Annotated in this window: 12 protein-coding genes; 7 read left to right on the top strand and 5 right to left on the bottom strand. The window is 70.9% G+C overall.

All coding sequences use genetic code 11. The annotated features are described in order from the left end of the window. Positions 1 to 13 precede the first annotated feature (13 nt). Positions 14 to 1,552: an aldehyde dehydrogenase family protein gene (locus GT755_RS18940; RefSeq protein ID WP_161480997.1), complete on the top strand. Its 1,539-nt coding sequence runs from the start codon at positions 14 to 16 to the stop codon at positions 1,550 to 1,552. A gap of 363 nt (positions 1,553 to 1,915) precedes the next feature. Here the strand turns inward: GT755_RS18940 and GT755_RS18945 are convergent, their stop codons facing one another. Both GT755_RS18945 and GT755_RS18950 read right to left on the bottom strand, forming a co-directional pair. Continuing rightward, positions 1,916 to 3,406 carry a hypothetical protein gene (locus tag GT755_RS18945; RefSeq protein WP_161480998.1) on the bottom strand — a complete coding sequence of 497 codons (1,491 nt, stop codon included), beginning with the start codon at positions 3,404 to 3,406 and terminating at the stop codon, positions 1,916 to 1,918. A gap of 255 nt (positions 3,407 to 3,661) precedes the next feature. Further along, entirely contained in the window at positions 3,662 to 4,231 is a 570-nt protein-coding gene (locus tag GT755_RS18950; protein WP_161480999.1) for a dihydrofolate reductase family protein, read from the bottom strand. A gap of 147 nt (positions 4,232 to 4,378) precedes the next feature. Here GT755_RS18950 and GT755_RS18955 point away from each other — a divergent pair, with 147 nt between their 5' ends. The 5 genes from GT755_RS18955 (at position 4,379) to GT755_RS18975 (ending at position 9,659) form a co-directional block, all read left to right on the top strand. Then, the gene (locus tag GT755_RS18955) at positions 4,379 to 5,512 is read left to right on the top strand and encodes an MFS transporter (protein ID WP_161481000.1); all 1,134 of its coding nucleotides are present in this window, start codon (positions 4,379 to 4,381) and stop codon (positions 5,510 to 5,512) included. A 698-nt stretch (positions 5,513 to 6,210) separates the two neighbouring features. Further along, positions 6,211 to 6,465 carry a hypothetical protein gene (locus GT755_RS18960; RefSeq protein WP_161481001.1) on the top strand — a complete coding sequence of 85 codons (255 nt, stop codon included), beginning with the start codon at positions 6,211 to 6,213 and terminating at the stop codon, positions 6,463 to 6,465. Positions 6,466 to 6,524: 59 nt separating this feature from the next. Further along, on the top strand, positions 6,525 to 7,592 hold the full coding sequence (locus GT755_RS18965) for a glycosyltransferase (RefSeq protein ID WP_161481002.1): 1,068 nt from the start codon (positions 6,525 to 6,527) through the stop codon (positions 7,590 to 7,592). After that, positions 7,589 to 8,728, top strand: coding sequence for a glycosyltransferase family 4 protein (locus GT755_RS18970; RefSeq protein ID WP_161481003.1), 1,140 nt, complete (start codon positions 7,589 to 7,591; stop codon positions 8,726 to 8,728). Before GT755_RS18965 ends, GT755_RS18970 begins: the two co-directional genes overlap by 4 nt. Then, complete coding sequence (locus tag GT755_RS18975; protein ID WP_161481004.1) at positions 8,715 to 9,659, top strand: DNA polymerase domain-containing protein; 945 nt, start codon at positions 8,715 to 8,717, stop codon at positions 9,657 to 9,659. The genes GT755_RS18970 and GT755_RS18975 overlap by 14 nt, the downstream gene beginning before the upstream one ends. 2 nt (positions 9,660 to 9,661) lie before the next feature. Here GT755_RS18975 and GT755_RS18980 read toward each other — a convergent pair whose 3' ends face one another. Then, positions 9,662 to 10,948 carry a carotenoid oxygenase family protein gene (locus GT755_RS18980; protein WP_202610199.1) on the bottom strand — a complete coding sequence of 429 codons (1,287 nt, stop codon included), beginning with the start codon at positions 10,946 to 10,948 and terminating at the stop codon, positions 9,662 to 9,664. Between the two features lie 89 nt (positions 10,949 to 11,037). Between GT755_RS18980 and GT755_RS18985 the strand changes: the two genes are divergently transcribed. After that, complete coding sequence (locus GT755_RS18985; RefSeq protein WP_161481006.1) at positions 11,038 to 11,592, top strand: PadR family transcriptional regulator; 555 nt, start codon at positions 11,038 to 11,040, stop codon at positions 11,590 to 11,592. Here the strand turns inward: GT755_RS18985 and GT755_RS18990 are convergent, their stop codons facing one another. Together GT755_RS18990 and GT755_RS18995 are read right to left on the bottom strand one after the other, a co-directional pair. Further along, positions 11,593 to 12,726 (bottom strand): hypothetical protein, encoded by a 1,134-nt coding sequence (locus GT755_RS18990; RefSeq protein ID WP_161481007.1) that lies wholly within the window; start codon positions 12,724 to 12,726, stop codon positions 11,593 to 11,595. Between the two features lies 1 nt (position 12,727). After that, a complete protein-coding gene (locus tag GT755_RS18995; RefSeq protein WP_161481008.1) occupies positions 12,728 to 13,216 on the bottom strand; it encodes an NUDIX domain-containing protein in 489 nt (162 codons plus the stop codon). Between the last annotated feature and the right edge of the window lie 15 nt (positions 13,217 to 13,231).

Below are 13,231 nucleotides of genomic sequence, written 5' to 3' on the forward strand. Positions count from 1 at the left end.
AGGGACGACAGCCATGCCGCTCATGCTCAAGCCGGGCACGGCCTGGTCCGACGCCTACGGCCGCTGTGCCGACCTGGCCCCCGAGGCGTTCAACGACGACCGGGTGCTCAACCACTGGGGAGGCATCTGGCACCGCGACGGCCGCACCACCCCCGCCGTCACCCCGGTCGACGGCACGACCATCGCCGGCCCGCCCCGCCTCGACCGCTCGGCCGCCGCGCGGGCCGTCCACGCGGCCGTCGACGAACACCGCCGCTGGCGGCACACCCCCGTGGCCGAACGCGCCGCGCGGGTGTCGGCCGCGCTCGACGCGATGGAGGCCCATCGCGACCTGCTGTCGCTGCTGCTGGTCTGGGAGATCGGCAAACCGTGGAAACTCGCGACCGCCGACGTCGACCGGTGCATCGAGGGCGTCCGCTGGTATGTCGACGAGATCGCCCGCATGACCGACGGCCGCGTGCCGCTGGCCGGTCCGGTCTCCAACATCGCGAGCTGGAACTACCCGATGAGCGTGCTCATGCACGCCATGCTGGTGCAGGTCCTGGCCGGCAACGGCGCGATCGCCAAGACCCCCACCGACGGCGGCCTGTCGTGCCTGACGCTGGCCACCGCGCTGGCCGTGCGCGAAGGACTTCCGCTGACCCTCGTGTCGGGGAGCGGGTCGGAGCTGTCACGGGTGCTGGTGCGCGGCCAGGAGATCGGCTGCGTGTCCTTCGTCGGCGGCCGCGACACCGGCGGCCAGGTCGCCACGTCGCTCGCCGACCTCGGGCGGCGGCACATCCTCGAACAGGAGGGCCTCAACTGCTGGGGGGTCTGGGAATACAGCGACTGGGCCACCCTGACCGGCCAGATCCGCAAGACCTACGACTACGCCAAGCAGCGGTGCACGGCCTACCCGCGCTTCGTCGTGCAGCGGTCGGCGTTCGACCACTTCCTGGCCGCCTACCTGCCCGCCGTGCAGGGCGTGCGCTTCGGCCACCCCCTCGCCGTCGAGTCGGCCGACGACCCGCTGCCGGAGCTCGACTTCGGGCCGCTTATCAACAACGCCAAGGTGAAAGACCTGGCCGACCAGGTCGACGAGGCGATCTCCAAGGGCGGCGTGCCACTGTTCCGGGGAGCGCTGGATGACGGGCGGTTCCTGCCCGGGCAGGACATCTCGGCCTACATGGCCCCGGTGGCGATCCTCACGCCGCCCCGCTCCTCGCCCCTGTTCCACGCGGAGCCCTTCGGCCCGGTCGACACGGTGGTGCTCGTCGACACCGAGGCCGAACTGCTGGCGGCGATGAACGCCAGCAACGGGGCGCTGGTGGCGACCATCTCGTGCGACGACACCCGAACCGCCACGCGGCTCGCCTCCGAGGTGCGGGCCTTCAAGGTCGGCCACAACACGCCCCGTTCGCGGGGCGACCGGGAGGAGCTGTTCGGCGGGTTCGGCGGGTCGTGGCGGGGGGCGTTCGTGGGGGGTGAGCTGCTGGTCCGCGCGGTGACGCAGGGGCCTGCCGATGAACGGTTACCGGGCAACTTCGGGAACCAGACGCTGCTGCCGGCGTAGGAGGCGTGGCCTGGCGGCGGGGTGCAACGGCTCGGGGCCGACACCGCCGCCAGGCCACTCGACGCGGTTGTCGATGGGGTTTCGCCCAGCCCCGGCCGCCTTGGCGGCCCGCCCAGGCCGCCTTCGCCGTCGGCAGCGCCGCCAGGCCGACCCCGCCGCGGCGTCGGGTGTTGGTTCGCGCTGCTCTTCGCCGGAGCTCAGGGGCGCGACCGCTTTCCGTTACGGCTTCGCCTGGTCGGCGCCCCCCGCCGTTCGGGGGGCGGTTGGTGGCGGGCGGCAACCGGCCGTTTCGATTCGCGCCGTTTCGGGTCACTTCACGTTGCCAGAGGGTTCTCGCATCACCTGGCCGGGGCTGCGGCCTGACTACCACGCCAGGTAGGCCGGGGGTTCTCGGCCCTCCCAGACGAGACGTTGCGGAAGATCGAGGTCGCCGGTCGCCTCCGGGTTCTCGATCAGGGGCCGTAGGTCCACGCGCACGATCTGGTAGGTGCTGTCGCCAGTGAGGTCGTCCACCTGCTGGAAGTTCTCCGTTCCGACCAACAGGGCCGTGCTGGTCGCGTCCACGGCCGTCGACAGGATGCGGCCTCGGACCGTGAAGGCGGTGGCCAGCTTTCCGGTACCCCGGTGCACGCTGATCGTGTGTTGCTCCAAGGTGGACTCGTTCGTGAGGTGGCGGCCGTCGGGCAGCAGTGTCGTCACCGTGCCTGGCGAGTCGGGGTCGACGTTGAATCGTCCAGGTGCGCCGGTGTTCGTGTTCAGGGTGTCTCCCCCGCGGAGGAGGAGCTCAGTGGAGGAGCTCCACATGAGGCCGTTCGGGGACTGGCTCGGCCATTCGCGGTCGGGGGCGACCACGCCTGTGAAGTAGTGATTCGTGTCGACCGCCCGGCCGTAGGCGACCCGGCCCTCGGGCGAGACGGCCACTGCGGTGACGACGCCTTTGAGGGGTGGAGTGATGCTCTCGCGCAGCATGGCCTTCCCGTCGGCGTTCACGGTGAGGCGGTAGAGGCGGGAGTTCCGGCCGCGGGGGCCGAGGGCGGACACGACGTAGTGGCCGGGTTCGCGGTCGCGGGTGGCGGCGGTGTACGTCGCGAACTCCAGCGACCTCGGGTGCCACACCACGTCGGTGACCTTGCCGGTCGTCAGGTCGACGACGTAGAGCTCGCTGGTGCCGTCGTTCCAGGTCTTCCACTGGCCGTAGGAGCCGAGGAGGGCGTACCGATGAGTTCCGTCGGCCGCGAGGGCGGGACCTCGATAGATCTTGGCGACGCGGTCGCCGACGATCGGCTGTGCGGCGATGACCAGCACGGCGGCCAGCGGCAGGGCGACGATCGACCAGCTGGGCCGGACCCTCCCGGCGACCGCGCCGGCCACCAAGATCGGCATGATGGGGCTCGTCGCCCAGGTGAGGAGGACTCCCAGGCTCATCGACCGGGGGGTGATGCCGAACTGGCGCATGAGGCACTCGTCCGGCGGGACCGGGTTGAGGTCCAGGGACATCAGGACGGTGGTGGTGAGTGCCACGACGAAGGCCCAGCGGGCTGCCCTCAGATGGGTTTCGTCGGTGCCGTTCTTCCTCAGGGCCAGGGCGGGGAGCAGGAAGAGGAGCGGCAACGTCCAGGAAAAGGTGTCGCCCAGATCGTGGATGAAGTATTCGACGCGGTCGATCGTCGTCGGTTCGTCGAAGAACCCTGTGGGGCAGGCGATGGGGGCGACGACGTATCCGGGCGCCCAGCGCACCAACGCGAACAGCGCGGAGTACAGGACGGGAAGGGCCGCGGCGACGACGGCGATCCACCACCAGAACGTCGGATTGCGCCAGGGGGAGGACGTGAGGTCCCGTAAGCCGATGGGCACTCCCGTACCTTAGCGATCACCTGCCATCACATTGATCGCGTCGCCTCTTCGGTAGCGGAGAAGGCGGGCCGACATGGACCTCTGGCCGTTCGCCGTCGTGACAAGATCCGGCCTCTTCGCAGGTACGAGGTGTCTCGCCGGGCCTGGTGAGTGGTCGGCATCGTGCATGTCGTTGCTCCGATGCCTCCACCGCACGTGAGAACCCGGCGAAGCCGCCCCGCTGGAACTCGTCCCCCGCGTAGCTCGTCGCCACGTTCAGAATCCCATCGGGTTCTCCGGGATGTCGGCCTTCGCGTAGATCTGGTGCGTCACGCCGTTCTTGAAGACCTTCAGGTCGACCAGTTCCAGCCCCAGCCGCTCCCCGTCGTCGAACAGCCGCTTCTTGCCCTCGCCCACGATGATGGGGTGGACCAGCAGCCGCAGCTCGTCGAGCAGCCCCTGCCGCAGCAGCCACATCACCAGCGTCCCGCTCCCGGTGATCGAGATGTCCTTCCCCTCGGACGCCTTCAGCTCGCGGATCTGCGCCGCCACGTCACCGGAGATGATCGACGAGTCGGCCCAGGTCGTCTCGGTCAGGGTCGTCGACACGACGTACTTGCGGACGTTGTTGATGAAGCTGGAGAACGGCACCTCCGGGCCCTGCTCGGGCCAGTAGCTCTGGAAGTCGGTGAAGGTGCGGCGGCCGAACAGGACCGTGTCGGCGTTGGCGACGGTGCTCTCGACCGCTTCGCCCATCTCGTCGTTGAAGTAGGGGAAGTGCCACTGGTCGGGGGCCTCCACGACGCCGTCGAGGGAGATGAAGAGGCCCGAGATGATCTTCCGCATGTCTGCTCCTTGAGAGGTGGTCCCCTTTCCGGGGGCCGGTGCCCTTAGCCTTTCACCGACAACTTTTATTGTCAAGAAAAACTGAGTGTTCGGCTGTGCTCCCGTGTTAGGTTCCGGCGCGGACCACCCCCACGACAGGTCACCGTCATGCGCCTCTACCTGCTCATCCGCGCCGTCGCCGGGTTCGCCATGGCCTGCGCGTTCACCCTCCAGCTCGTCTACCAGGCCCAGGTCGCGGGCCTGGGGCCGCTCGAACTCGTACTGGCCGGGACGGTTTTCGAAGTGGTGATCTTCGCGGCGCAGGTGCCGACCGGGGTGCTGGCCGACCTGCACAGCCGCAAGTGGTCGGTGATCATCGGGTACGCCCTCATCGGGGCCGGCACCCTCGTCGAGGGGCTCGTGCCGGCGTTTCCGGCCATCTTGGCCGGGTCCGCCCTCATGGGGGTCGGCTACACGTGCGTCGAAGGGGCCGAGGAGGCCTGGGTGGCGGGCGAGCTCGGCGACGGCGCCTCACGGGCGTTCACCCGGGGAGCCCAGGTGAGCCAGGCAGCGACGATCGCGGGCATCGTCGCGTCGGTCGGCCTGGCGTCCATGGAATTGCGGATTCCGCTGCTCGTCGGGGGAGGGCTGCTGGTCCTGCTGGCGGCGGTGCTGGTCGTCGTCATGCGGGAGTCGCCGTTCGAGAAGGTCAGCGCGCCGCGCGAGCACCTGTCGGCGTCGATCAGGGAAGTGCGACGGCGGCCCGCCCTCTGGTTCCTGATGGCCGCCGTGGCGAGCACCGCCTTCGCCGCCGAGGGCATCGACCGGCTCACCCAGCTGCACTTCACCGAGGCGTTCGGTACGCCCCTGGTCTGGTTCGGCGTCATCTCCATCGGGGCCATGTTCGCGGCCATCGTCCTCACGCAGCTGGCCGACGGCAGCGGGATGCGGGGACTCGTCATCCTGCAGGCGGGGGCGGCCGTCTGTGCGCTCGCGCTGGCCGCCTCGGAGTGGTTCTGGCTCGCGGCGGCGGCGTCCGTGCTGCTGAGCGCTGCGCGGGAGGCCGCGCGGCCCACGATGATCACGTGGGTGACCGAGCACACCGAGCCGGGGAGCCGGGCGACCGTGCTCTCGTTCCTCGGCCAGACCGACGCCGCCGGTGAACTCGCCGGTGGGCCGCCGCTCGGGCTGATGGCGGAGCGGTTCGGGATCAGGGTGGCGCTCCTCGGCGCGGCCGGGGCGCTGGCGGTCGCGGTGCCCTTTCTGAGACTGGCTCTGGCGCGGCGGGGTGTGACCAAGTAGAACTTCTTCTGAGGCTTGAGAAAAGTGTCCCAGGTCCAGGGAGCGCTCTCTGGACGTCAGGTTATTTGCCCCTCGATAGGCAGGTTGATGAGCTCGTCTCGGGGTCCGATCGCGAGAGAGGCTTCTCGCGAGAGGGAGCCGGATCCGTTGATCGGGGTCGGTGGGTCGCTCGCCGGTTACGGGAGGTCGCATGAGGCGTTCGGCAACGGCGTCTCCTCGCACTCCAGTCGGAACGTGGATTCGACTGCGACATCGGGGCCGAGGAAGCCGAACGTGAGGGTCACACCATGGCCCCGTCTTCCTCGGCGGAACCGGTGGCAACGACGTGGGGCCCCGGTCGTGGGCTCCCACGGCATGAGCACCGTCGTCAGTTATCCGTGATGCGGCGGCCGGTGCGGTCGGGCAAGACCGTGCCGGTCTTCACGGGAAGCGGGCGTGCGGAACCCGGGAGGCGGACTGGGCATGGGCCGCCTCCCGGGCGGTGCCGGAGTATTCAGAGGGCCTGTCTCCCGGGCGATGCGGTCGTTTGTAGGTCCGCCTCTGGGCGGGCCGAACGTCCGGCCTCCCCGGCGGTTCCGCACGTCCACAGCCCCGCCTGCCCCCCGCCAAAACGTCGGTCGTCCACGAGAAGATGACCGCGTCCCGGGTGGGAGGGCGTCGGGTGTTCGCCCCCGTCTCTCTCGGGCACAAATCGGATCATGGCCATGGTTGAGCCCCACGACATCCGGTCCCTGCTCGCCTCCGAGATTCCCGACGCCGCGATGGTCGTCGATGACGGGCGGGTGCGCATCGTCAGCGAAGAGCATGCCGATCACGGCGCTGTCGTGGTCACCAAGCAGACGCTCGTCGACAAGCTCGACGCCGGGGGCATGTCCCCCGACGAGCTCACCGACGACCACGTCAAGCACATGGCGAAGGCGCTCGATCAGATCGCTCATAAACCCGGCGTTTAGCCTCGCTGCCGTCATTCGGCCTTTTCGGGTGATTTACTCGCGGTTGCGACACTCCAGCCGTGAAGATCGTGCGGCTCGCCAACTTCGTCACGGCAACCTCTGGTGGGTTGCGTACCGCACTGGCCGAGCTCGGGGCGGGATACGCCGCCGCGGGGCATGAGCCGTTCCTCATCGTCCCCGGGTCGATCGCGTCGGTCCGGGAGTCGGAGGCGGGGCTCGTCATCACCCTTCCCGGGCGGATCGTGCCGGGGACGGGCGGCTATCAGGTCATCACCGCGCGCGGGGCGGTGCGGCGGGTGCTCGACCAGATCAAGCCCGACCGGATCGAGGTCTCCGACCGGTCGACGCTGCGGTGGACCGGGCGGTGGGCGCGGGAGCGCGGCGTCGGGTCGGTCATGGTGTCGCACGAGAGCCTGGCGGCGCTGCTGCCGCCGCTCGCCGATCCGCTGAACAGGGCGACCGCGCGGGCGTACGACACCGTCGTCTGCACGACCAATTGGGCGGCGGCGGAGTTCCGGCGGATCGGTGCGCCGAACGTCACGCATGTTCCCCTCGGGGTGGACCTCGACCGGTTCACCCCCGGCAACTTCGATCAGGCGGTCCGTGACCGGCTGGCACGCCCGGACGAGGTGCTGCTGGTGCTCTGCTCCCGGTTGTCGATCGAGAAGAGACCCCACCGGGCCGTCGACGCCCTCGCGGAACTGCGGCGGCGCGGGGTGAACGCGGTGCTCGCGGTGGCGGGCGAGGGGCCGCTGCGGGCCCGGCTGGAACGCCGGGCCGAAGGGCTGCCGGTCAGGTTCCTCGGGCATCTCACCGACCGGGCCGGTCTCGCCGCCCTGCTGGCGACCGCCGACATCGCCGTCGCCCCGGGGCCGGCCGAGACGTTCGGGCTGGCCGCGCTGGAGGCGCTGGCCTCCGGGACTCCGGTGGTGGCCGATCGGCGCAGCGCCCTCGGGGAGGTCATCGGCCGTGCGGGGAGATGCGTCTTCGGTCATCCCGGGGCGTACGCCGACGCCGTGCAGGATCTGCTCGGCCACGACGACCGCCGGGAGCCGGCGCGGCGACGCGCCGAACGCTTCAGCTGGGCCGCTTCGGTGGCCGGATTCCTGAAGGTGCACTCGACATGAGGGTCGTCGTCATCTCCGAATCGTTCCTGCCCCAGGTCAACGGGGTGACGAACTCCGTCTGCCGCCTGCTCGACCACCTCGCCGCCAACGGCCACGAGGCGCTCGTCATGGCTCCCGACCCTGGACCGGCCAGCTACGCGGGCTTTCCCGTCGTGGCCACGCCGGCCCTCGCCCTGCCCTTCTATCGCGACTTCCGCGCCGGGCTGCCGAGCCGGCTGGTGCTGCGCACGTTGCAGCGGTTCCGGCCGGACATCATCCATCTCGCCTCCCCGGCGGTGCTCGGCGCGTCGGGGATCCGGGCCGCGGCCCGTCTCGGCATTCCCGCCGTCGCGGTGTTCCAGACCGATCTGGCGGGCTTCGCCCGTCAGTACGGGTTGCGCGTCGCGGGGCCGTTCATCTGGCGGCGCCTGCGCGCCATCCACGGGGCGGCGGCCCGCACCCTCGCCCCGTCGAGCGCGACGCTGAACGAGTTGCGCGCCAACGGCATCCCGCGCCTGGCCCGCTGGGGGCGCGGCGTCGACCTGACCGGGTTCCATCCCGGGCGGCGTTCCGACCCGCTGCGCCGCAGGCTGGCGCCCGGCGGCGAGGTCGTCGTCGGGTACGTCGGCCGGGTGGCCGCCGACAAGCGGGTGCACCTGCTGGCCGGGGTCGCCGACATCCCGGGCGTGAAACTCGTGGTCGTGGGGGACGGGCCGGCCAGGGAGGCGCTCGGGAAGCTCATCCCGCGGGCCGTCTTCACCGGGCTCAAGACCGGGCCGGACCTGCACGAACTGGTCGCCTCGTTCGACGTGTTCGTGCATCCGGGCGGCAACGAGACCTTCTCCCAGGCGGTCCAGGAGGCGCTCGCCTCCGGGGTGCCGGTGGTGGCGGCGGCCGCGGGTGGACCGCTCGATCTGGTCCGCGACGGCCGTACCGGACTGCTCTACAAGGCCGACGAGCCCGCCGCGATGCGCGGCGCGGTCGAACGGCTGGTCGGCGACGCCGAATTGCGGCGGCGGATGGGGGAGGCGGCGCGGGCGTCGGTCGAAGACCGGACCTGGAACGCCGTCTGCGCGGAACTTCTCACGCACTACCGGGAGGTGCTGCTCGAATCGGGCAGGCGTGACGACCTAGTGTTGACGGATGGCCAAGGGTGAGGAACGTGACGGCGTCGAGCTGAGCAATCTCGACGCCGAGCTCTTCGACGGCGCGAACGCGACCAAGCGCGACCTGATCGACTACCTCGACGCCGTCTCGGCGCGCATGTTGCCGGGCCTGCGCGACCGGCCGCTGTCGGTCATGCGGGTCAGGCCCGGCCAGCCGCCCTTCATGCAGAAGAACCTGCCCAAGTACGCCCCCGCGTGGATCCGCACCGAGGAGATCTGGGCCGAGGCGTCCAAGCGCGAGGTGCGCTACCCGGTCTGCGACGACCGGCGCACCCTGCTCTGGTTCGGCAACCAGCGTGCCGTCGAGTACCACGCGCAGCTCTACCGGTCGTCCGGCGAGCCGCACCAGACCCACCTGGTCCTCGACCTCGACCCGCCCGAGGGCGCGGGCTTCGACGTGGTGGTGGAGGCGGCCTCGCTGGTACGTCAGGCGCTCGCCGACGACGGGCTCGAAGCGGCGGTGAAGACGAGCGGCTCGAAGGGCGTGCACATCCTGGTGCCGCTGGCCGGGGCCCCCTCGTTCGAGGACGTGGCCGCCGCCACCCGCGCCCTGGCGGTCCGGGCGGAGAAGCTGGGGCCCGAGATCGCGACGACCGCGTTCATCCGCGAAGACCGGGAGGGCAAGGTCTTCCTCGACTCGACCCGCGCCGGAGGCGCGACCATCGTCGCGGCCTACTCGCCCCGGATCCGGCCCGGTGCGCCGGTCTCCCACCCGGTGGCCTGGGACGACCTGGAGTCGGTCACCCCCGCCGACTTCACCATCAAGACCCCCCTTCCGGACGAGGACCTGTGGGCCGCCCTGATGCCCGAGCCGCAGACCCTGCCCGCTGACCTGATCGAGCACGGCCACACGATCCCGGTGGCCCGGGTGCAGGCCATGCACGAGGGCAAACGCCGGGCCAAGGCCCGCCGCGAGAGCTGACTTCAGTCGGCCAGCCAGTGGCCGTGGAAGCCGCGCGGCACCCGGCGGGGCAGGTGCACCGAGGCGACGTGGCCGAGGTCGTGGGCGTCGAGGACGAGCAGGTCGGAGCCGGCGTCGGTGTCGACGATGGAGACGAGCCAGCCGTCGTCCTCCGCGTCGCCCCGGGGTACGAAGACCGCCTCGCCCGGGCCGTCGGCCGCGCGGACGTCCACCGCCCCGGAGGTCAGGTCGTACTTGACGATCTCGCCGCCGGTCACCGCGTAGACGTAGCGGCTCGTGCGGCCCGTGTGGGCGTCGTTGATCGTCGGGAACTCGACGCGCCGGTCGTCGAGCTCCTCCTCCTTCGCGGTGGTGCCGGAGATCGTCCAGCGGTGCAGCCGTGAGCCGACCGTCTCGTGGGCGGGGTTGGCGGTGCCGCTGATGTGGCCCCACATGCCGGTGAAGGTCCCCGGCGAGTAGCGGACCGCGTCGACGACGATGTTGCCGGTGGCGTCCTCGCGGGCGTTGCCGACGTGGAAGACGTAGCAGGGGTCGACGTCGACCCAGGTCACCGGGCCGCCCGACTTGGGCATGTAGCCGATGCGGGCGCCGTAGCCGTCGTCCCAGCGGTAGGGCAGGCCCTGGCCCTTGAACGCCAGGTCGAGGTCGAACACGACCGGCAGGTCGAGCCAGACCACGTGGTTCTCGGTGATCGCGAAGTCGTGCATCATGGTCGGCCCGGGGACGGGGATCTCCCGGCTCTCGACCAGGACGCCGTCCTTCGACAGGCGGTGGTAGGTCAGGTAGGGCGCGAAGAAGCCGTAGCCGAAGAAGAACAGGTCGCCGGTGACCGGGTCCTCCTTCGGGTGGGCCGTCATCGCCGTGGTGAGCCGGCCGCCGAAGTCGACCGGGCCGAGGGTGTCGAGTTCGGGGCTCATCTCGTAGGGGAGCCCGGCCTCCACCAGCGCGAAGATCCGGTCGGCGTGCCGGATGACGTTGGTGTTGGCCGGGACGGCGGCCAGGTCGAGCACGCCCTGGTCGTCGACGAGCCGGGCGCCCTCGGTGAGGCGGGTGGTCTTGACCCAGCGGTTGCGGTACCACTCGGCCCGGCCGTTCCTGAGCCGGACGCCGTGGATCATGCCGTCGCCGGCGAACCAGTGGCCGGGGTCCTGGCCGGGCAGCGGGTTGGGGCCGTTGCGGAAGTAACGTCCGGTCAGCTCGGGCGGCAGGGCGCCGGTGACGGGAAGGTCGAACGCCTCGATCTCGTCGGGCACCGGTGCGAGCTGCCCTTCCAGGTACGTCTTGCCCATGTCGCGCTCCTCTGACATTCCAGTAGTGACATGTCGAAGGTAGACGTTCCATTCGTGACATGTCAACGCATACAGGTAGAGTGCCGGACATGAGCCTGCGCCACGCCCTGCTCGGTTTGTTGTCCGAAGGTCCCGCCAGCGGTTACGACCTGCTGAAGCTCTTCGAGAACTCACTGGCGAACGTGTGGCCCGCCACCCAGAGCCAGCTCTACGGGGAACTGGGCCGCCTCGCCGACGCCGGGCTGATCACGGTGCGGTCGGAGGGCGCTCGTGGGCGCAAGGAGTACGCCGTCACCGAGGCCGGCCGCGAGGAGCTGCGCCACTGGCTGCTCGACGTGAAGCCCGCGCCGATCCGGCGCTACGAGATGCTGCTGCGGGTCTTCTTCTTCGGTCAGATCTCCACCGACGACGCCATCGCCTACCTGCGCGAACAGCAGCAGGCGGCCGAGGCCGCGGCCGAGCACCTGGCCGAGGTCGGCAAGATGATCGCGCACCACCAGGACAACTTCACCGTCTACGGACGGCTGGCCCTCGAATGGGGCGTGCGCTCCAACCGTCTCCACCAGGAATGGGCCGAGTGGGCCATCGGGGAGGTCAAGGCCCACGATCCCACGGCGAACACCGAGCCGTGCGACCCGAGCTGATCAGCCCAGGATCCTGCGCAGACGTTCCCTGGCTGGGCCGCGCAGCCGCGACAACCAGCGGGTCAGCACCGTCGCGCCGAAGCCCTCGACCAGCACCTTCTCCTCGTGGGGCGTCAGGTCGCCCTCCAGGCGTTCCGCCACCGCGGGGAGCAGGTCGTCGGCGAACGGGGCCGCCCTGCGGAGCACCAGGTCGCGGCTGACGTTCTGCTCGACCCAGTCGGGCGGGGCGTTCACGTAGCCGCCCAGCGGGCCGGCGATCATCCGCCGCAGCGCCGGCACGCAGCGCGGGTCGCCCTGCTTCACCAGCACGCACATCGCGATCTCGCCCAGGTCGGGATCGTCGGCGAGTTCGGCCACCCGGTCGAGGTAGCCCGGTTCGTCGATCCAGGCCACGATGTTCCGCAGCGCCGCCTGCCGCACGCTGAAGTCGGGGTGGTCGGTCAGCGCGAGAACCAGCGGCCCGAGCGGGCGGCCGTGGTCGCTCTGCGCGGCCAGTCCGGCCGCCTCCCAGCAGCAGGCCGCCGGCGGGCGCTTGCGGCTGAGCAGGATGGTCAGCAGGTGGCCCAGCGCCTCGGGGCGGCAGCGCAGCCGCTCGCACACCACCCCGGTCACGGTGTCCCATTCGGGGTCCATCCACGGCAGCCGCTCGGCGCAGTTCGCCACGCCGTTCTCGGCACACAGGGCCATTTCGGCGATCGACGCGTCGTCGGTCTCGCCCGCGCGGATCAGCAGCCCGAACGCCGCGCCGAAGCGCAGTTCCGGATGCTCCGAGCGCAGGTGCGCGCGTACGAACGGAACCTGGGCGGGGTGCCGCGACAGCGCGACCAGGGTCGCCATCCCGGCGGCCATGTCGGGCTCGACCTCCATGTGGCCGCGCAGCACCGGGCCGAGGGCGGGGTCCGAGACGTACGAGAGCACGAAGGCCACCACCCGTCGCAGCCCGGGCGACGGGTGGTCGAGCAGGTCGAGCAGCCGTGGCACGTCGCACGTCACGGCGGCCAGCCGCGCCGGCCAGGGCCCGGAGGGCGAGGCGTCGACCTCGTCGGCGAGCCAGCGCAGGCCGGCCGCGCTCGCGGTGCCAGGTTCGTCGCCCGAGGTGCCGAAGTCACGGACGACGTCGTCGGCGGCGAACACGCTATGTCGCGGCGAAGTAGGCGGCCATGACCTGCGAGTGCAGGGGGAACGCCAGCTCTTGCGGCTCCTTCACGACCAGCCACTCGGAGGTCTCCGGAGTGGGGGCGAACACCGGGAGGTCCGTGCTCGACAGGGCGGGGCCCCGGCCGAAGACGAGGACCGTGCCGTCAGGGGCGCTGAGCACGTCGAACAGCGTCACGTCGGCGGCGGAGACCGTGATGCCGGTCTCCTCGAACAGCTCACGCGCGGCGGCCTGCTGCCACGACTCGCCGATGTCGATGAAGCCGCCCGGCAGGGCGAGCTGCCCGAGCCGGGGTTCGATCGCCCGCCGGATGACGAGCAGGCCCTCGTCGACCGGCAGCACCATGACGGCCACCGGCAGCGGGTTCTGGTAGGAGGTGTTGCCGCAGGCGGCGCAGAGGCGGGGCCAGGGCTGGTCGAGCGCGTAGGAGGCGCCGCAGAAGGTGCAGTGTGAGTTCCGGATCGCCACGTGCTGAGCGTATCC

Source organism: Herbidospora solisilvae (assembly GCF_009901565.1).
Lineage (GTDB): Bacteria > Actinomycetota > Actinomycetes > Streptosporangiales > Streptosporangiaceae > Herbidospora > Herbidospora solisilvae.